The organism is Acidovorax sp. 56 (genome assembly GCF_002749705.1).
Taxonomy (GTDB): domain Bacteria; phylum Pseudomonadota; class Gammaproteobacteria; order Burkholderiales; family Burkholderiaceae_C; genus Acidovorax.
Map to the genome: position 1 here is coordinate 4,750,028 of NZ_PEEV01000001.1, position 19,876 is coordinate 4,769,903.

General features: G+C 63.4%; 16 protein-coding genes and 1 tRNA gene. 12 read left to right on the forward strand and 5 right to left on the reverse strand.

The annotated features are described in order from the left end of the window. Positions 1-98 precede the first annotated feature (98 nt). The 5 genes from CLU88_RS21120 to CLU88_RS21140 all read right to left on the reverse strand — a co-directional run bounded on the left by CLU88_RS21120 (position 99) and on the right by CLU88_RS21140 (position 5,050). A tRNA-Met gene (locus tag CLU88_RS21120) sits at positions 99-175 on the reverse strand. Positions 176-202: 27 nt separating this feature from the next. Next, positions 203-982 carry an enoyl-CoA hydratase gene (locus CLU88_RS21125; protein WP_099658283.1) on the reverse strand — a complete coding sequence of 260 codons (780 nt, stop codon included), beginning with the start codon at positions 980-982 and terminating at the stop codon, positions 203-205. A gap of 147 nt (positions 983-1,129) precedes the next feature. Next, positions 1,130-2,935, reverse strand: a complete 1,806-nt coding sequence (locus tag CLU88_RS21130; protein WP_099659058.1) for a M61 family metallopeptidase — start codon at positions 2,933-2,935, stop codon at positions 1,130-1,132. A 189-nt stretch (positions 2,936-3,124) separates the two neighbouring features. Beyond that, on the reverse strand, positions 3,125-3,853 hold the full coding sequence (locus CLU88_RS21135) for a DsbC family protein (protein WP_099658284.1): 729 nt from the start codon (positions 3,851-3,853) through the stop codon (positions 3,125-3,127). A gap of 60 nt (positions 3,854-3,913) precedes the next feature. After that, a complete protein-coding gene (locus tag CLU88_RS21140) occupies positions 3,914-5,050 on the reverse strand; it encodes an FAD-dependent monooxygenase (RefSeq protein ID WP_099658285.1) in 1,137 nt (378 codons plus the stop codon). 146 nt (positions 5,051-5,196) lie between these two features. Between CLU88_RS21140 and CLU88_RS21145 the strand changes: the two genes are divergently transcribed. From CLU88_RS21145 to aspS, 12 genes are all read left to right on the forward strand, one after another. Beyond that, the gene (locus CLU88_RS21145) at positions 5,197-6,072 is read left to right on the forward strand and encodes an MOSC domain-containing protein (RefSeq protein WP_099658286.1); all 876 of its coding nucleotides are present in this window, start codon (positions 5,197-5,199) and stop codon (positions 6,070-6,072) included. Between the two features lie 126 nt (positions 6,073-6,198). Further along, positions 6,199-10,116, forward strand: coding sequence for a DUF3683 domain-containing protein (locus tag CLU88_RS21150; RefSeq protein WP_099658287.1), 3,918 nt, complete (start codon positions 6,199-6,201; stop codon positions 10,114-10,116). Positions 10,117-10,279: 163 nt separating this feature from the next. Continuing rightward, positions 10,280-10,714 (forward strand): HIT family protein, encoded by a 435-nt coding sequence (locus tag CLU88_RS21160; protein ID WP_099658288.1) that lies wholly within the window; start codon positions 10,280-10,282, stop codon positions 10,712-10,714. A 62-nt stretch (positions 10,715-10,776) separates the two neighbouring features. Then, positions 10,777-11,193 carry a gamma-butyrobetaine hydroxylase-like domain-containing protein gene (locus CLU88_RS21165; protein ID WP_099658289.1) on the forward strand — a complete coding sequence of 139 codons (417 nt, stop codon included), beginning with the start codon at positions 10,777-10,779 and terminating at the stop codon, positions 11,191-11,193. Between the two features lie 183 nt (positions 11,194-11,376). Then, positions 11,377-12,108 (forward strand): bifunctional demethylmenaquinone methyltransferase/2-methoxy-6-polyprenyl-1,4-benzoquinol methylase UbiE, encoded by a 732-nt coding sequence (ubiE, locus tag CLU88_RS21170; RefSeq protein ID WP_099658290.1) that lies wholly within the window; start codon positions 11,377-11,379, stop codon positions 12,106-12,108. Positions 12,109-12,155: 47 nt separating this feature from the next. Beyond that, entirely contained in the window at positions 12,156-13,166 is a 1,011-nt protein-coding gene (locus tag CLU88_RS21175; protein ID WP_099658291.1) for a Tim44 domain-containing protein, read from the forward strand. A gap of 40 nt (positions 13,167-13,206) precedes the next feature. Continuing rightward, positions 13,207-13,785 (forward strand): SCP2 domain-containing protein, encoded by a 579-nt coding sequence (locus tag CLU88_RS21180; RefSeq protein WP_099658292.1) that lies wholly within the window; start codon positions 13,207-13,209, stop codon positions 13,783-13,785. Then, a complete protein-coding gene (ubiB, locus tag CLU88_RS21185; protein WP_099658293.1) occupies positions 13,782-15,347 on the forward strand; it encodes a ubiquinone biosynthesis regulatory protein kinase UbiB in 1,566 nt (521 codons plus the stop codon). The genes CLU88_RS21180 and ubiB overlap by 4 nt, the downstream gene beginning before the upstream one ends. 105 nt (positions 15,348-15,452) lie before the next feature. Beyond that, positions 15,453-16,898 (forward strand): sodium:solute symporter family protein, encoded by a 1,446-nt coding sequence (locus CLU88_RS21190; RefSeq protein ID WP_099658294.1) that lies wholly within the window; start codon positions 15,453-15,455, stop codon positions 16,896-16,898. 81 nt (positions 16,899-16,979) lie between these two features. Further along, on the forward strand, positions 16,980-17,303 hold the full coding sequence (locus CLU88_RS21195; protein ID WP_099658295.1) for an FmdB family zinc ribbon protein: 324 nt from the start codon (positions 16,980-16,982) through the stop codon (positions 17,301-17,303). Positions 17,304-17,312: 9 nt separating this feature from the next. Further along, positions 17,313-17,933 (forward strand): DUF502 domain-containing protein, encoded by a 621-nt coding sequence (locus tag CLU88_RS21200; RefSeq protein WP_099658296.1) that lies wholly within the window; start codon positions 17,313-17,315, stop codon positions 17,931-17,933. A gap of 45 nt (positions 17,934-17,978) precedes the next feature. Next, positions 17,979-19,793 carry an aspartate--tRNA ligase gene (gene aspS, locus CLU88_RS21205; RefSeq protein ID WP_099658297.1) on the forward strand — a complete coding sequence of 605 codons (1,815 nt, stop codon included), beginning with the start codon at positions 17,979-17,981 and terminating at the stop codon, positions 19,791-19,793. The last annotated feature ends 83 nt before the right edge of the window (positions 19,794-19,876 follow it).

Sequence of the window (19,876 nt, forward strand, 5' to 3'; positions counted from 1 at the left end):
AAAAAACAGGCACTCAGTGGCAGGCCGTGGCGTGAAGGGCGCAAACCCTCACAGGCAACAAAAAACCCTGCTTGGCGAACCAAGCAGGGTTTTTGATTTGGTGGTGGTACCGGGACTTGAACCTGGGACATCAGCATTATGAATGCTGCGCTCTAACCAACTGAGCTATACCACCGAAGCCTCAAATTATAGACCAAAAAAATCACTGGTGCACAAAATTGGCCTTGCGCTTTGCAACGAAGGCGTCCATGCCCTCTTTTTGGTCTTGGGTGGCAAACAGCGCGTGGAACAGGCGGCGCTCAAACATGACCCCGTCGGCCAGCGTGCCTTCAAACGAGCGGTTGACCGATTCCTTGGCCGCCATGACGGCGATGCGCGAGAAGTCCGAAATGATCAGCGCGGCGCCCAGGGCTTCGTCCAGCAGCTTGTCAAAGGGCACCACACGGCTCACCAGCCCTGCGCGCTCGGCCTCGGTGGCGTCCATCATGCGGCCGGTCAGCGCCATGTCCATGGCCTTGGATTTGCCCACAGCGCGTGGCAGGCGCTGCGTGCCGCCCGCGCCGGGGATCACGCCCAGCTTGATTTCGGGCTGGCCAAACTTGGCGTTGTCTGCGGCAATGATGAAGTCGCACATCATGGCCAGCTCGCAGCCGCCACCCAGGGCAAAGCCGCTCACGGCGGCGATCACGGGCTTGCGGATGCTGCGGATGGCTTCCCAGTTGCGGGTGATGTAGTCGCCCTTGTAGGCGTCGGCAAAGCTGTACTTGGCCATGGCGCCAATGTCGGCACCGGCGGCAAACGCTTTTTCGCTGCCCGTCACGATCATGCAGCCGATTTTTTCATCGGCATCGAACGCCTTGAGGGCCTCGCCCAGCTCGTTCATGAGCTGGTCGTTCAGCGCGTTGAGTTGCTTGGGGCGGTTGAGCGTGATGATGCCGACCTTCTCGCCTTCGGTGCGCACTTCAATGGTTTCGTAAGCCATGTTGTCTCCTGGTTTGGGGTATCAGAACCGGTGGGAATCGCTTGGAACAGATTCTTGGAATCTGTGGCCCAAGCCTGTTCAAAACGGTAGCCAATGACTATACCCATGCGGCTTGCACGGGGCTGTCGCGCCACCGTCAAGCCGCCGTCAGGCGGAGCCTGCCAGCCAGCGGCTGGTGGCAGTGGCGTCCGTGCAGGTCAGGCCCACGTTGTCGGGCGTTGCCGGGCGGCTGCGGCCCTTGGCGGGGGCGGGTGGGGTGCCGGGCAACGGCAGTTGCAAGGGCAATTCCAGCAGGCGCCCGTCGCGTGCCACCACGGCGGTCAGCTGCTTTTGGCTGCCTGCGTAAAAGCCGACATCGTCGAGCTTGCTGATGCGCCAGCCCTGGCCCTTGACCTGCACGCCCAGCCATTCGTCGCCGGGGGCCAGGCCTGCCTTCTCGGCGGCGCCGCCGCGCAGCACGGTCTTGATCTGCACGCTGTGGTTTTCGGCCACGCGCAGGCCCAGGCGCTGCGCCAGCTGGGCGGGCTCGCTTTTCGCGGCCACGCCGTGGGCGGCCAGTAGCTCGGCCAGGGGCAGCTCATCGGTGCTGTGCACCCATTGCTGGAGCTCGCGGGCGTAGGAACGCCCTGCCAACTGCTCCAACACGGCCAGCACGTCGGCTTCGGCCATGGGGCCTGCCTTGCAGCGGCTCCACAGCCCGCGCATCACATCGTCCAGCGTGGTCTTGCCTTCCTGGCGCAGGCGCAGGTCCAGGCACAGGGCCACCAGCGAGCCTTTGGTGTAGTAGCTCACCGTGGCGTTGGGGGTGTTTTCGTCCTGGCGGTAGTACTTCACCCAGGCGTCAAAACTGGCCTGCGCCACCGTTTGCACCTTGCGCCCCGGGGTTTGCAGCACCTGGTTGATGGTTTTGGTGATGAGCTTGAGGTAGGTGGCGTCATCGATAAGCCCGGCGCGGCGCAGCAGCAGGTCGTCGTAGTAGCTGGTGAAGCCCTCAAAGAACCACAGCAGCTGGGTGTAGTTTTCCTGGTCGTAGTCGTACGTCGCAAACTCGGCAGGCCGCAGGCGCTTGACGTTCCAGGTGTGAAAGTACTCGTGGCTGATGAGCCCGAGCAGGGTGGTGTAGCCATCGCTTTGGCGCTTGTCGCCCACGCGGGGCAAGTCACGCCGCCCGCAGATCAGGGCGGTGGAGTTGCGGTGCTCCAGCCCACCGTAGCCGTCGTGCACCGCGTTGAGCATGAACAGGTAGCTGCCAAACGGCGCCTTGCCTTTGCCGTGCCAGAACCGAATGGCGGTTTCGCAGATTTTTTGCGTGTCGGCCAGCAGGCGCTCGCCGTCAAACGATGGAGCGGCCCCGGCCACCACAAACCGGTGGGCTACGCCACAGGCTGTGAAGTGGCCCAGCCAAAAGTCGCCCATCTCCACAGGGCAGTCCACCAGTTCGTCGTAGTGGGCTGCGCCATACAGGCCAAAGCCCTTTTTGTCGGTCTTGAGCGGCGCAAGGCCCGTGGCCACCGACCACGCTGCTGTGGCAGGCGTGGGTGCGATGTACAGGCTGTGGCGGGCGGCTTCTTGCCCGTGCACGCGCAGGCACAGGCTGGTGCCGTTGAAGAAGCCCCGGGCGCTGTCCAGCCAGGCGGTGCGTACCGAGTTGTCGTAGGCATACACCTCGTAGGTCAGCACCAGCGGCGCGTCCTCGCGGCACTGCGCGACCCAGGACTGCTTGTCGCCCTGGTGCAGCGGCACCGCGCGCTTGCCCTGGCGGGCCTGCAGGTTCTGCAGGTTCTTTGCAAACTCGCGCACCAGGTAGCTGCCCGGAATCCACACCGGCAGCGACACCATCTGCCGCGCCTGGGGCTGCGCAATGGTCAGCGTGACTTGGTACAGGTGGGCTTGCAAGTTGGCTGCAGCCACCTCGTAGTGAACCGGTGCGGGGGCGGCAGTGGTTTTGGGCATGGCGTTGCTGCGGGGTGCGCAGGGCGTGTGGGTGGGGGCGTGTGGGGTGCCGATTTGGGCTTGGTTCAAACCCTCTGGGGCGCCCGCCGGGCGGGCGCCGCTTAGTCATGATTGACGCAAAACAGGGCTCAGGCAAACGGTTCGTCCTGCGGTGGGGCAGGTGCCACGTCCCGGTTTGCGTCAGCCGTGTCAGTTCTTGCTGGTGGTGTCGCTGGCGGCTTCGGCCAGGCGCTTTTCCACCTCTTGCGCGTCCACGGCGCCGGGGACACGGGTGCCGTTGGCAAAAATCAGGGTGGGGGTGCCGGTGATCTTGTGCTTGCGGCCAAAGGCCAGATTGCGCTGGATGGCGGCCGTGTCGCAGCTGGCGTTGCTGGGTTGCTTGTCGCGCACCATCATGTCTTGCCAGGCCACCACGCGGTCTTTGGCGCACCAGACGTTGCGCGACTTTTCGGCCGAATCCGGGCTCAGGATGGGGTAGAGGAACAGGTAGATGGTGACGTTGTCCACGTTCTGCAAATCCCGCTCAAAGCGTTTGCAGTAGCCGCAGTTGGGGTCTTCAAACACGGCCACCTTGCGCTTGCCGTCGCCACGCACGATGGGGAAGGCGTCTTTCAGGGGCAGCTCCGAGAAATCGACCGCCGTGAGCTTGTTGATGCGGTCTTCGGTCAGGTTGCGCCGGGCCTTGGTGTCGATCAGCTCTCCCTGGATGACGTAATTGCCTTTGGCATCGGCGTAGAACACGTCGGTGCCAATGCGCACTTCATACAGGCCCGGCATGGCGGTGGGACGCACCTCGTCAATCTTGCCCATTTGTGGAATGCGCTCGGCCAGGGTTTTGCGGATGGCCGATTCCTGGGCCTGGGCCGACAGGCCCAGGGTGAGGGCCGCAGCAGCCAGCAGGAGGGAGATGAGTTTCATGGGCAGATCAATCAAAAAAGAGGGGGGTTGTCTGGGGGGCTCAGGTCGGTGGGAGTGTGCTCAAAGCCCGTGGGTTCCCATGGCTTGGCGGGCAATCCAGTTTTTGATCGGGCCACTGCGCTCCACGCCGCGAAGGCCCCAGTTGCGCAGGGCTTGCAGCGGGTTTTCGGGGCGTGAGAACAATTGCTGCAGGCCATCGGTGGCCAGGCTCATGGGCAGCATGGCGGCTTTGCGCTCGCGCTCGTAGCGGCGCAGCAGGCGCATGTCGGCCACGCTGCGCCAGTAGTCACGCCCATGCAGCACTGCGGCCAGCGCCTGGGCGTCGGCCAGGCCCAGGTTCAGGCCTTGGCCTGCCAGGGGGTGGATATTGTGGGCGGCATCGCCCGCCAACACCCAGCTGCGTGTGGTTTTGCCCGACTCGGCCATGGGCCCGCACCAGCGCGCCGCCTGGGCCTGTTGCAAAGGCCATGCTGCGCGGGGAGCGACCAGCTCCAATTGGCCCAGCGCGCCTTGGCTGGCGGCCTGCAGTTCTTCGGCAAAGGCCTCGGGTGCCATGTCCAGCAGTGGGGCCACTTGCTCGCGCTCGACCGACCACACCACCGCCACGGTGTGCCCATCGGCGCCATCCAGGGGCAAAAAGGCCAGGATGCCCTGCGGCAAAAACCACTGCCTTGCGATTTGGCCGTGGGGGTGTTCGCACACCAGGCGGGTGGCAATGGCGTGCTGCGTGTAGGGGGTGACGTCAAATTCCACGCCAAACTCGGCCCGCGTGCTGCTGGCGCGGCCTTCGCAGACGATGGTCAGGGCGGCGTCCACCGGCGCAGGCACCACCTCCACCTGGGGTTGGTAGCGCACGGCTTCGGCCAGACGCTGCTCCAGTGCGGGCACGTCCACAATCCAGGCCAGGGCATCGGCGCCCTGGGTGGCAGCGTCGAAGTGCACAGCGCTGCCTTGGTCTCCCTGCACCTGCATGCGGGTGACGGCTGTGGCGTGTTCAGGGTCGGGCCAGCTGCGCAGCGACTCCAGCAGCGTGCGCGAAGCGGTGTTGAGGGCATAGGCCCGCACGTCGGTGGCAGGTGGCTGGATGGCAGGGGGCGCGACCAGGGCCACACGCAAGCGTTCGCGGGCCAGCAGCAAAGCCAGGGTGCGGCCGACAATGCCAGCCCCACGGATACAGATATCAAAGGTGTGCGCCATGGCAGGGATTGTAGGAGCGGCCCGGCAGCCTGCTGGTGCAGTGCAGAATCGCCGCATGGGCGCCCGTGCTCGGGCTTTTGGCTGTGCCACCGAAGCAAGCGAGCTGGTGCGCCCCTTTTGTCCCCATTTTTCAGGAGCGCTGCAGCGTGTCGTCATTTGAAGCCGAATCCGATGTGACAGGAATCATTGCCCGGTTGTTTGTTTACCCCGTGAAGTCCTGTGCGGGCATTGAAGTGCAAGAAGCCCTGTTGACCGAAACCGGCCTGGACCTGGACCGTGCCTGGATGGTGGTGGATGCCCAGGGCCAGTTTCTGACCCAGCGCAGCCTGCCGCGCATGGCACTCATCCGTCCGCAGCTCAAATTGGACGAACTGGTGCTGCGCGCCCCCGGCATGCTGGCCCTGCATGTGGCGCTGGACGTGGTGGAGGCGCCCGCCACCGTCACGGTGTGGGATGACACCGTGCCTGCCTGGGACATGGGGGCCGTGGCAGCGCAGTGGTTCAGTGACTTTCTGGGCCAGCCTTGCCGCTTGGTGCGGTTTGACCCCGACCACCGGCGCTGGTCCAGCAAGCAGTGGGCGGGTGACGTGCAGGCCCACACCCAGTTTGCCGATGGCTTTTCGCTGCTGGTGACGAGTGAGGGGTCCGTGGACGGGCTCAACGAACGGCTGGCGGCCGCAGGCCATGGGGCTGTGGGGGTGGAGCGGTTTCGACCCAACCTGGTGCTGGGCGGGGTGGATGCACATGACGAAGACCGCATTGAGGACCTGCGCATTGACGCAGGAGCGCAGAGTGTGGTGCACCTGCGCCACGTCAAGCCCTGCGCCCGCTGCCCGATCCCCAATATCGACCCCACCACGGCCGAAAGCAGCCCGGTGGTAGGCGATGCCCTGAGCGCCTACCGCAGTGACAAGCGCTTGCAGGGGGCTATCACCTTTGGCATGAACGCGGTGGTGGTCCGCGGTGCGGGCACGCTGCTGCGCGTAGGACAGCGGTTTGGCGCCAACTATTGTTTTGATTGAGGTTGGGGGCTCTTTTTCAGCAGAAAAGGGGCTCTACCTGCCGCTTTGCGCGCCGCTGGGGCCGCTGACATAAAATCACGCCCCCGAGGCTCATGGGCGCGCGGCGCCCACCCCAGGTTGATCCCCATGAATGTTCCGATTGCGTTGGCCGCCTTGCAGGCGCAGGCTGCCGAGCCTGTCCGTTTGCGTGAAATCCCGTACAACTACACCTCGTTCTCTGACCGGGAGATCGTGATCCGCTTACTGGGCTCCTCCGCCTGGGACCTGCTGGACCAACTGCGCAAAGAGCGCCGCACGGGCCGATCTGCCCGCATGCTGTACGAAGTGCTGGGCGACATCTGGGTGGTGCAACGCAACCCCTACCTGCAGGACGACCTGCTGGACAACCCCGACCGCCGCAAGCTGCTGGTCGATGCACTGAACCACCGCCTGGGCGAAATCGAAAAACGCCGCACCCCCAACGACGACGTCGAGCGCGACCGCCTGGTGGGTGAGCTGGTGGTGGCTGCGCGCCGTGCGGTGCAAGAGTTCAACGCCACGTTCGAGAACGCGGCGCAGTTGCGCCGCCAGGTGCAAAAGACGCTGGGCCGCCTGACGGCCAAGGACAACATCAAGTTCGACGGCCTCTCGCGCGTGAGCCACGTGACAGACGCCACCGACTGGCGTGTCGAATATCCCTTTGTCGTGCTCACCCCCGACACCGAGGCCGAAATGGCCGCGCTGGTCAAGGGCTGTATCGAGCTGGGCCTGACCATCATCCCGCGTGGGGGCGGCACGGGCTACACCGGCGGCGCCATTCCGCTGACCTGGAAGAGCGTGGTCATCAACACCGAAAAGCTCGAAGCCATGACCGAGGTGGAGCTGCGCCGCCTGCCGGGTCTGGACCGGGATGTGGGCACCATCTGGACCGAAGCGGGCGTGGTCACGCAGCGCGTGGCCGACGCGGCAGAGCGCGCCGGTTTTGTGTTTGCGGTGGACCCCACCAGTGCCGAGGCCTCCTGCATTGGCGGCAACATTGCCATGAACGCAGGCGGCAAAAAGGCCGTGCTGTGGGGCACGGCGCTCGATAACCTCGCCAGCTGGCGCATGGTGACGCCCGATGCCCAGTGGCTGGAGGTGACGCGCCTGGACCACAACATGGGCAAGATCCATGATGTGGAAATCGCCACCTTCGAGCTGCAGTATTTCGAGGCCGATGGCAAGACGCCTGTGCGCACCGAGCGCCTGAGCATTCCAGGCCGCACCTTCCGCAAGGAAGGCCTGGGCAAGGACGTGACGGACAAGTTCCTCGCCGGACTGCCCGGCATCCAGAAGGAAGGCTGCGACGGCCTCATCACCAGCGCGCGCTGGGTGGTGCACCGCATGCCCGAGCACACGCGCACCGTGTGCCTGGAGTTCTTTGGCAACGCCAAGGACGCCGTGCCTAGCATTGTGGACATCAAAGACTACATGTTTGCCGAGCAAAAGCGCAGTGGCGTGTTGCTAGCGGGCCTGGAGCACCTGGACGACCGGTATCTGAAGGCCGTGGGCTACGCCACCAAGAGCAAGAAGGGCAATGGCGGCCTGCCCAAGATGGTGCTGATCGGCGACATTGCCGGGGACGACGCCGACGAAGTGGCCCGCGTGACCAGCGAAGTGGTGCGCCTGGCCAACACCCGCAGCGGCGAGGGCTTTATTGCCATCAGCGCCGATGCGCGCAAGAAGTTCTGGGCCGACCGCAAGAAGACGGCCGCCATCAGCCGCCACACCAACGCCTTCAAGATCAACGAAGACGTGGTGATCCCGCTGCCGCGCATGGCCGAGTACACCGACGGCATCGAGCGCATCAATATCGAGCTGAGCCTGCGCAACAAGCTCAAGCTGTGCGATGCGCTGACCGACTTTTTCGAGCGTGGCAACCTGCCCCTGGGCAAGCAAGACGCTGCCGAGGACGTGCCCGCGGCCGAGCTGCTGGAAGACCGCGTGGCCCAGGCCATTGCCCAGGTGGCCGAAGTGCGTGCCCTGTGGCAAGGCTGGCTGAACAACGTCGAAACGCTGTTCCCGCAACTGCAAGACCACACCCTGCGGGCCAGCTGGAAGACCCAGCTGCGCACGCCGCTGCAAGGCATCTTCACCGGCGCGGCGTTCAAGCCCATCCTGGACGAGGCCGTGGCCATCCACAAGCGCGTGCTCAAGGGCCGCGTGTGGGTGGCGCTGCACATGCACGCGGGCGATGGCAACGTGCATACCAACTTGCCGGTCAACAGCGACGACTACGAAATGCTGCAGACCGCGCACGAGGCCGTGGCGCGCATCATGGTGCTGGCGCGCAGCTTGAATGGCGTGATCTCGGGCGAACACGGCATTGGCATCACCAAGCTGGAGTTCCTGACCGACGACGAGCTGCGTCCCTTTGCCGACTACAAGCGCAAGGTGGACCCCGAGGGCCGTTTCAACAAGGGTAAGCTGCTACGAAATCAGGAGCTGCCAGCGCTTGATGGGAAAGCGCTAGAGGCCAAAAATGCTTCTAATGCACCCGTGATGCATGCCGACTTGACCAATGCCTACACGCCCAGCTTCGGGTTGATGGGGCACGAGTCGCTGATCATGCAGCAAAGCGACATTGGCGCCATTGCCGAGAGCGTGAAGGACTGCCTGCGCTGCGGCAAGTGCAAGCCCGTGTGCTCCACGCACGTGCCGCGCGCCAGCCTGCTGTACAGCCCGCGCAACAAGATCCTGGCCACCTCGCTGTTGGTCGAAGCCTTCTTGTACGAAGAGCAAACGCGCCGTGGTGTGTCCATCAAGCACTGGCAAGAGTTTGAAGACGTGGCCGACCACTGTACGGTGTGCCACAAGTGCTACACGCCCTGCCCGGTCAAGATCGACTTTGGCGACGTGACCATGAACATGCGCAACCTGCTGCGCAAGATGGGCAAGAAGACCTTCCGCCCCGGCAACGCGCTGGCCATGGCCATGCTCAATGCCACCAACCCGGACACCATCAAGTTCCTGCGTACCGCTGTGGTGGACGTGGGCTACAAGGCCCAGCGCGCCGTGGTGGACATCCTGCGCACCGTGGGCCGCAAGCAGACGGCCAAGCCGCCTGCAACGGTGGGCACCGCGCCGATCAAGGAGCAGGTGATCCACTTCATCAACAAGAAGCTGCCCGGCGGCCTGCCCAAGAAGACCGCCCGCGCGCTGCTGGACATCGAAGACAAGAACTACGTGCCCATCATCCGCAACCCACAGGCCACCACGGCCGAGTCGGAGGCGGTGTTCTACTTCCCCGGCTGCGGGTCCGAGCGCTTGTTCTCGCAAGTCGGTCTGGCCACCCAGGCCATGCTGTGGCATGCGGGCGTGCAGACGGTGCTGCCACCGGGCTACCTGTGCTGTGGCTACCCGCAGCGCGGCAGCGGCCAGTTCGACAAGGCCGAGAAGATGATCACGGACAACCGTGTGCTCTTCCACCGCGTGGCCAACACGCTCAACTACCTGGACATCAAGACCGTGGTGGTGAGCTGCGGCACTTGCTACGACCAGCTGCAGGGCTACCAGTTCGACAAGATCTTCCCGGGCTGCCGCATCATCGACATCCACGAATACTTGCTGGAAAAGGGCATCACCCTGCAAGGCAAGGGCGCGTACCTGTACCACGAGCCTTGCCACAACCCCATGAAGCAGCAGGACAGCCTGAAGACCGTGAAGGCGCTGGTGGGCGAGCAGGTGCTCAAGAGCGACCGCTGCTGCGGCGAATCCGGCACGCTGGGCGTGTCGCGGCCCGATATTTCGACGCAAGTGCGCTTTCGCAAGGAAGAAGAAATCCGCAAGGGCGAAGCCGCCTTGCGCACCAGCGGTGCTGTGGGGGCACAGGACAACGTCAAGATACTGACCAGCTGCCCCAGCTGCTTGCAGGGCCTGAACCGCTACGAGGGCGATCTGCAAAACGGCCTGCTCGAAGCCGACTACATCGTCATCGAGATGGCTAGGCAGATTCTGGGTGAGAACTGGATGCCTGAGTATGTGCAGCGCGCCAACCAGGGTGGCATCGAGCGGGTGCTGGTGTAGCAATGAAGCTCCCCCTGAGTCGCTTCGCTCCTTCCCCCTCTCTCGCTGCGCGGGAGGGGGACGACGCCCTCGCCGCGGGGCGGCCCTTGCTCGGCGTCCACGGCTATAGGCTGCGCCGGTTGCGGGCTGCATTTGATATGAGAAGCTCCGTGGAGTTATCTCAATGAGCTGCCCCCTGTGCGAAGAAGACGGCGGTGCGCTGGTCTGGTGTGGCGAGAAGCTGCGCGTGATCCGCGCGCAGGAGGCGGGTTTTCCGGCCTTCTACCGCGTGGTGTGGGCAGCGCATGTGGCCGAATTTTCTGATCTGTCGGCCGCCGATCGCAGCCATTGCATGGAGGCGGTGACGGTGGTGGAGCAAGCCCTGCGCCAGCACCTGGCCCCCACCAAGGTCAACATCGCGGCGCTGGGCAACATGGTGCCGCACCTGCACTGGCACGTGATTGCACGCTTTGACTGGGACAGCCACTTCCCCGCGCCGGTCTGGGCCGCAGCGCAACGCCCTGGCCCTGCAGACCAAGAGGCTGCCGTGCATGCGCTGCTGCCCGCGCTGGAGTCTGCACTGCGGGCGCGTCTGGATGCCGTGATGCCTGTCGCTTGAGCGGTAGCTTTCCCAGTTTTTGACGGGCGCAGGCCCGCTTCCATTTTTTGACAGGTGATTGCATGGCTGGTTTGAAAACAGGCGCTCCGACGCCCACCGCGCTCACGGTCCACGAGGCCTCTCGCGTACTGGAGGTGGCATTTTCGGACGGTGCCGCGTTCCGCATCCCGTTTGAGCTGATGCGCGTGTACTCCCCCTCGGCCGAAGTGCAGGGCCACGGGCCCGGCCAGGAAGTGCTGCAAACCGGCAAGCGCGAGGTGACGCTGGTGAACCTAGAGCCGGTGGGCAACTATGCCGTCAAGCCCACGTTTTCGGACGGCCACGACAGCGGTATCTTCAGCTGGGACTATCTCTACGAGCTGGGCCAGCAGCAAGACGCCTTGTGGCAGCAATATGCTGAGCGCTTGGCCGCTGCCGGTGTGGAGCGTGATGCCCCCATGGCCGCCAAAGGTGGTGGCCATGCCTGCGGTAGCCACTGAAGTGCGGCCCGTCCGTTCGTGGGGGGGCCACGCGGTCGTGCAAAATGCTATAAAAATAGTAGCTGCTGGTGCTTGTTCTGAAAGCGCTAGCCCCCTTTTTAATATCAACCCTGCGATGGATGCCCCATATCAGTGCGGGGTTGTCGCTGTACGGCAGGCGCGCAGGCGCCTAGCATCAATGCCATGAGCAACACCCACTTTGGATTTGAGTCGGTCGACGAAACGGAAAAAGCACAGCGCGTGCGCGGTGTGTTTGATTCGGTTGCGTCCAAGTACGACGTGATGAACGACCTCATGTCGGGCGGTCTGCACCGCGCCTGGAAGGCCTACACCGTGATGGTGGCCAACCTGCGCGAAGGCAGCCAGGTGCTGGACATTGCCGGGGGCACGGGCGATCTGTCGCTGGCGTTTGCCAAAAAGGTCGGCAGCACCGGGCGCGTGGTGCACACCGACATCAACGAGGCCATGCTGCGCACGGGGCGCAACCGCCTGATCGATGCAGGCGTGGTGCTGCCCACGCTGGTGTGCGACGCCGAACAACTGCCGTTTCCTGACGCGCATTTCGACGTGGTGAGCGTGGCCTTTGGCCTGCGCAACATGACCCACAAAGACCGCGCCTTGGCAGAAATGTGCCGTGTGCTCAAGCCCGGCGGCAGGCTGCTGGTGCTGGAGTTTTCCAAGGTCGCCAAGCCGCTGGAGAAGGTGTACGACTGGTATTCCTTCAAGGTGCTGCCGCAACTGGGCAAGCTGGTGGCGGGCGACGACGCTAGCTACCGCTACCTGGCCGAGTCCATTCGCATGCATCCAAGCCAGGAAGATCTCAAATCCCTCATGCAGCAAAGCGGTTTTGGGCATGTGGACTATCACAACATGACTGGCGGAGTAGTGGCTTTGCATGTTGGAATCAAGTGCTGAACGCAATGTTTGCGCTCAATGCTGATGAATGACTCAACGGAGATGACATGATGAAACTGTGGTCTGTGGTTTTGGTGGCGCTGATGGCGGTGGTCCATGTGGACGCCGAAGCCAAGCGCATGGGGGGCGGTAAGTCCGTTGGACAGCAATCGAGCAACGTGACCCAACGCGAATCGTCTGGCGGCGCGGCACCTGCCCAGAACGCCACAAACAACGCAGCCGCTGCCAAGCCCGCCACACCGGCGGGTGCAGCGCCTGCTGCCGCAGCGCCCAAGAGGCCTTGGGGCGCCATGCTGGGTGGCTTGGCCGCAGGCTTGGGCCTGGCGTGGCTGGCCAGCTCTTTGGGCCTGGGTGCCGGGTTCGGCCAGTTCTTGATGATTGCACTGCTGGCCTTGGCGGCGGTTGCGGTGATTGGCATGGTCATGCGCGCTCGCCGCTCGGGTGCTGCCAGCCCGGCAGGTGGCGCACCGTTCGCCTTCCAAGGTGCGGGCGCTGGGGCTGCCACACCGGCAGCGGCCCAGGTTCCCAACACCTACCGTCCTGAGAACGTGGGCAACGACGCGTCGGCCCGCCCCTGGGAGCGCAGCAGCATGGCCTTTGATGCCTCGCGCCAGGCCCAAGGCTCTGGCGTGGTGATCGGCTCTGGCCTGGCAGGCTCGCAAAACTGGGGCGTTCCAGAAGGCTTTGACACCGACGGTTTCCTGTCGGCCGCCAAGCGCAACTTCGTGACGCTGCAAGCCGCTTGGGACCGCTCTGACATTTCCACGCTGCGCTCGATGATGACGGACAGCATGCTCGAAGAAATCCGCACCCAGCTGGCCGAGCGCGAGTCGCAGCGCGGTGCAGAGCCCAACCACACCGATGTGGTCATGATCGAAGCGCAGTTGCTGGGCATCGAAGAAATGGACGACCGCTACATGGCGAGCGTGGAGTTCTCCGGCATGATCCGTGAAGAACTCTCGGCGGGCCCCAGCCCCTTCCGCGAAGTCTGGAACATGACCAAGGGCAAGACTGGCAACAGCGGCTGGCTGGTGGCTGGCGTGCAAGCTCTGCAGTAAACGCGCAGGGTCATCCCAGTTCAGGGAATAATCGGGGACTATGGCAACACAGTCCCCTTTTTCATTTCTGGATGGCATTTTTGACCGCGTCACTTCTGGACCGCAGCCTCCGCAATGGCTGGTCCACGAAGTGCATCAGCGCGCCGTGCTGTTCATCAACCACGTTCTGATGCAAGAGCCCGAGGCCATGGAGCGCCTGCGCCGCCAAAAGGGCCGCGTTGCGCGCGTGCAGTGGCGCCACTATTCCATGGCGTTGCTGGTCACACCTGCCGGGTTGTTCAACCTGGCGGGCGAGGGCGATACCCCTGATCTGCGGCTGGAGGTGACCGAGCTGTCGCCGCTGGCCTTGGCCCAAGGCGCCTTGCGGGGCGACAAGCCCGCCATTCGCATTGAGGGTGATGTGCAACTGGCGGCAGAAATCAACTGGCTGGCCGACCATGTGCGCTGGGATCTGGAGGAAGACCTGGCCCGCTTGATGGGCGATGCGCCCGCCCACCAACTGTGCAACGTGGCGCGTCGCGCCGCGCAGGCACTGCGCCAGTTTGTCGGTGCCCGCGTGTCCCAGGGCGCCGTGGTGCCCGCCTCTGCACCAGACGGCGTGGACCGGGCTGCGGCATGAAGCGTTTTTTGCGCGGCTGCACCATCTTGTGGGTGGTGTTCCGGTACGGTCTGGACGGTTTGGTTCTGGACAGCTTTCAAAAGCCCGGCTTGCGCTGGTTGTCGCGCATGCTGTCGTTTGGGCGCAAGCTGGACGCACCGCGAGGCCAGCGCCTGCGCGAGGCGCTGGAGCAACTGGGCCCCATCTTCGTCAAGTTTGGCCAGGTGCTCTCCACCCGGCGCGACCTGTTGCCGCCCGACATTGCCGACGAACTGGCATTGCTGCAAGACCGGGTGCCGCCGTTTGACCCCAACGTGGCCATTGCCACCATCGAGCGGGCTTTTCGCAAGCCGGTCGATACCGTGTTCACCTCGTTCGAGCGCGTGCCCGTGGCCAGCGCATCGATTGCGCAGGTGCACTTCGCCACGCTGATTGACCGCGATGGCGTGCAGCGCGAGGTGGCCGTCAAGGTGCTGCGCCCTGGCATGCTGCCTGTGATTGAAAAAGACCTGAGCCTCATGCGGATGATGGCGGGCTGGGTCGAGAGCCTGTCGGCCGACGGCAAGCGCCTCAAGCCACGCGAGGTGGTGGCCGAGTTTGACAACTACCTGCACGATGAGCTGGACCTGGTGCGCGAGGCGGCCAACGCCGCGCAGCTGCGGCGCAACATGCTGGGGCTGGATTTGGTGCTGATCCCTGAGATTTTCTGGGACTTCTGCCACCCTGAAGTGATGGTCATGCAGCGCATGAAGGGCGTGCCCATCAGCCAGGTGGATCGCTTGCGCGACGCGGGGGTGGACATTCCCAAGCTGGCGCGCGATGGCGTCACCATCTTCTTCACCCAGGTGTTCCGCGATGGGTTCTTCCACGCCGACATGCACCCAGGCAACATCCAGGTCAGCCTGGAGCCTGAAACCTTTGGGCGTTACATCTCGCTGGACTTCGGCATCGTTGGCACGCTCACCGAGGTGGACAAGGAATACCTGGCGCAGAACTTCGTGGCGTTTTTCCGCCGCGACTACAAGCGCGTGGCCGAGCTGCACATTGAAAGCGGCTGGGTGCCGCCCGAGACGCGGGCCAATGACCTCGAATCCGCCATTCGGGCGGTGTGCGAGCCGTATTTTGACCGCCCGCTCAAAGAGATTTCGCTGGGCATGGTGCTGATGCGCCTGTTCCAGACCTCGCGCCGGTTTCATGTTGAAATCCAGCCCCAACTGGTGCTGCTGCAAAAAACCCTGCTCAACATCGAAGGCCTGGGCCGCCAGCTGGACCCTGAGCTGGACCTGTGGAGCACGGCCAAGCCCTTCCTGGAAAAGTGGATGCTGGAGCAAATGGGGCCGCAGAGGCTGTGGCGCGACATGCGTGCCGAGGCCCCGCATTACGCCAAGCTGCTGCCCGAGCTGCCCAGGCTGCTCCACGACTTTTTGCGCCGCCGCCCCTCCGAAGAGCACACAGCCCTGCGAGAGCTGGTGGAGACCCAGAAGCGGACCAACCGCTTGCTGCAACTGATCTGCAGCGTGGGCTTGGGCTTTGTGCTGGGTTTGCTGGCCATGCAGGTGCTGGTGCGCATTCGGTTGTTTTAAGTCCCGTTTGCCGTGGGCAGATTCCAGGGGCCCTGCGGGGCCCCTGGCACCACTTTCGCTTAGGTTTTTCTTTCCTCCAACGTCCGCGACATCAAGGAGCATGCCGTGCTGTTGACCCTGGTCATCGTCTATCTGCTGATCACTATCGCCATTGGCCTGCTGGCCGCCAGGCGCGTCAAGAACGCGGCCGATTTCGCCATTGCCGGGCGACATTTGCCGCTGTACATGATCATCACCACCACGTTTGCGACCTGGTTTGGGTCGGAAACCGTGCTGGGCATTCCGGCCAAGTTCATTGAAGGGGGGCTCGGCAATGTGGTCGAGGACCCTTTTGGTGCAGGCTTTTGCCTGATTTTGGTGGGGCTGTTTTTTGCGGGACGTCTGTACCGGATGACCCTGCTGACCATCAGCGACTACTACCGCGAGCGCTTTGGCCGCACGGTGGAGGTGGTGTGTTCGCTGATCATCATGCTCAGCTACCTGGGGTGGGTGTCTGCACAGGTCACGGCGCTGGGGTTGGTGTTCAACCTGCTTTCGGGCGGGGCCATTAGCATCTCGGTAGGCATGGTCATTGGGGTGGTGTCCATCTTGGCCTACACCCTGTTTGGTGGCATGTGGTCCGTGGCGGTGACCGATTTCATCCAGATGATCATCCTGGTGGTGGGCTTGGCCATCATTGCCGTGTTTGCGGGCAACATGGCTGGCGGCGCCGGCAAGGTGCTGGAGTTCGCCTCCAGCCGCGAGCTGTTCCGCTTCCTGCCCGAGCCCAAGTTCCACGACATCGTGTTTTTCGTGGCAGCTGCCATCACCATGATGTTTGGCTCCATTCCGCAGCAAGACGTGTTCCAGCGTGTCATGTCGGCCAACAACATCCAGGCCGCCACGCGCGGCCCCGTGATTGGTGGCATCTGCTACATCCTGTTTGCCTTTGTGCCCATGTTTCTGGTGGCCAGTGCGTTGATCATCATGCCGGGCGAAACCGCCGAGCTGCTCAAGGACGACCCGCAAAAAGTGCTGCCCATGCTGGTGTTGTCCAAGATGCCTTTTGTGATGCAGGTGCTGTTCTTTGGCGCCTTGCTGTCCGCCCTCAAATCCACCGCCTCGGCCACCTTGCTGGCGCCCAGCGTGACGTTTACCGAGAACATCTGGCGCCAGTTCCGCCCGCACGCGTCTGACCGCCAGCATCTGCTGACCATGCGCGTCACCACACTGGTGTTCAGTCTGTTTGTGCTGGCATATGCGATTTACATGCAGGGTACGCCCATCTATGAACTGGTCTCGGGCGCCTACCAGGTGCCTTTGGTGGGGGCGTTTGTGCCCCTGGTGTTTGGTTTGTATTGGAAGCGTGCCACTACCCAGGGGGCTATTTTTGCCATTGTGCTGGGGTTGCTGACCTGGCTGCTGTTCTTGGCAACACCCGCTGGCAAGGAGTTTCCGGCCCAGTTGGCAGGCATTCTGGCCGCCCTGGTGGGCATGCTTGCGGGCTCGTTGGGCCCCCAGGCCATTCGCAACAGCCATGCGGGGCACCACCGCGTGGTGGGGGTGGAGTGACGCCCAGAGCCTGGCGAGGGCTGTGGCGCAGAGACGCCCGCCTATAATTAAAGGTTTTGCACTTTCCCTCAACGCTCTGACATGCCTATCTACGCCTACAAATGCGGCTCCTGCGGCCATGCCAAGGATGTGCTGCAAAAAATCTCCGACGCGCCGTTGACCACTTGCCCCGCTTGCGGAGCAGAAGCCTTTTCCAAACAAGTCACTGCCGCGGGCTTTCAGCTCAAGGGATCAGGCTGGTATGTGACGGATTTTCGTGGCGGCAGCGGTGGCAGTTCTGCCCCTGCCCCTGCAACTGAATCCAAGTCCGATGCCGCAGCGCCTGCTGCCAGCGCGCCAGCGCCTGCCCCCGCAGCTGCTCCTGCCCCTTCGGCAGGCGGCGGTGGCTCCTCTTCTTCGACCTGACAGGCCGCCATGTCCGCCTTGCGCAAATGGCTGTTCACCGGATTGCTGGTCATCGTGCCCGGCGTCATCACCGCGTGGGTGCTGAACTGGATCGTCAGCACGCTGGACCAGACGCTGCAAATCCTGCCCGGTGCGTGGCAGCCAGACAAACTCCTGGGGATTCACATCCCAGGGTTTGGCGTGCTGCTGACGCTGCTGATCCTGTTGGTGGTCGGGGCTGTAGCCAGCAATTTTGCAGGACGCAAACTGGTGCAATGGGGCGATGCCCTGGTACACCGCATTCCGGTGGTGCGCTCCATTTACTCCAGCGTCAAGCAGGTTTCTGACACCCTGTTTTCAGAAAGCGGCAACGCCTTTCGCACCGCCGTGCTCGTGCAGTGGCCGCGCGAAGGGGTCTGGACGATTGCGTTCATCACTGGGGCTCCCAATGGTGAAGTCGCAGCCTATTTGCGCGACGAGTTTGTGAGCGTGTATGTGCCCACCACCCCCAATCCCACGGGCGGTTACTTCGTCATGCTGCGCAAGAGCGATTGTGTGGAGCTCGACATGAGCGTGGATGCCGCGCTCAAGTACATCGTCTCGATGGGGGTTGTCGCGCCAGCCGACCCCAATCAGTTGCCTCTCAAATAATTTTCTTTTCATTCATTGCGCCACAGCGGCGCCGGAAGTAATGCCATGGCCATGCGCTCCCACTATTGCGGTCTTGTGACCGAAGCCCTGATGGGCGAAACCGTGACCCTGTCGGGTTGGGTGAACCGCCGCCGCGACCACGGTGGTGTGATCTTCATTGACCTGCGCGACCGCGAAGGCTACGTGCAGGTGGTGTGCGACCCTGACCGTGCCGAGATGTTCAAGACCGCCGAAGGCGTGCGCAATGAGTTTTGCGTGCAGGTCAAGGGCCTGGTGCGCGCCCGCCCGGAGGGCACGACCAACGACAGTCTCAAGAGCGGCAAGATCGAAGTGCTGTGCCATGAGCTGAATGTGCTGAACCCTTCGGTCACACCTCCGTTCCAGATGGACGACGAGAACCTGTCGGAGACCACCCGCCTCACGCACCGCGTGATGGACCTGCGCCGCCCGCACATGCAGCGCAACATGATGCTGCGTTACAAGACCGCGATCCAGGTGCGCAACTTCCTGGACAAGGAAGGCTTCATCGACATCGAAACGCCCATGCTGGGCAAGAGCACGCCCGAAGGCGCACGCGACTATCTGGTGCCCAGCCGTGTGCACGATGGCCAGTTCTTCGCGCTGCCCCAGTCGCCCCAGCTGTACAAGCAGATGCTGATGGTGGCGGGCTATGACCGCTACTACCAGATCACCAAGTGCTTCCGCGACGAAGACCTGCGTGCCGATCGCCAGCCCGAGTTCACCCAGATCGACTGCGAGACCTCGTTCCTGAACGAAGAAGAAATCCGCGCCATCTTCCAGCGCATGATCACCGAGGTGTTCCAGACCCAGTTGGGTGTGGACCTGGGCGAGTTCCCGATCATGACGTACCAGGACGCGGCCTACCGCTTTGGCTCGGACAAGCCCGACCTGCGCGTGAAGCTCGAATTCACCGAGCTGACCGACGTGATGAAGGACGTGGACTTCAAGGTGTTCTCGGGGGCCGCCAACATGAAGGGCGGCCGTGTGGTGGCCCTGCGCGTGCCCGGTGGCTCGGTCGAAGGCGGCGGCATCAGCCGTGGTGAGATCGATGCCTACACCGAATTCGTCAAGATCTACGGTGCCAAGGGCTTGGCCTACATCCGCGTCAATGAGCTGGCCAAGGGGCGCGACGGCCTGCAGTCGCCCATCGTCAAGAACATCCACGACGCTGCGCTGGCCGAAGTGCTCAAGCGCTCGGGCGCACAAGACGGTGACTTGCTGTTCTTCGGTGCCGACAAGGAAAAGATCGTCAACGACGCCATTGGCGCGCTGCGCATCAAGATCGGCCACAGCGAATTCGGCAAGAAGAATGGCCTGTTCGAAAACCGCTGGGCGCCGCTGTGGGTGGTGGACTTCCCGATGTTTGAACATGACGAGGAAGAAAACCGCTGGACAGCCGTGCACCACCCCTTCACCAGCCCCAAGGATGGCCACGAGGACCTGATGGACACCGATCCAGGCAAGTGCATTGCCAAGGCCTACGACATGGTGCTCAATGGCTGGGAACTGGGCGGTGGCTCGGTGCGTATCCACCGTGCAGATGTGCAGGCCAAGGTGTTTGCGGCGCTCAACATCGGTCCCGAAGACCAGCGCGCCAAGTTTGGTTACCTGCTGGACGCGTTGCAGTACGGCGCGCCTCCACACGGTGGCCTGGCATTTGGCCTGGACCGTCTGATCACGTTGATGACCGGTGCCGAGTCCATCCGTGACGTGATTGCCTTCCCGAAGACACAGCGTGCCCAGGACCTGCTGACCCAGGCCCCTTCGCCCGTGGACGAGAAGCAACTGCGCGAGCTGCACATTCGCCTGCGCAACCTGGATGCTGCCAAAGCCAGCTGATAGGACACAAACCAAGGCCTGTTGCATGCAGTAGCAGGAACCCAAGCGGCACAGGCGTTGGTCTGGGCCGCTTTTTCGTTGGA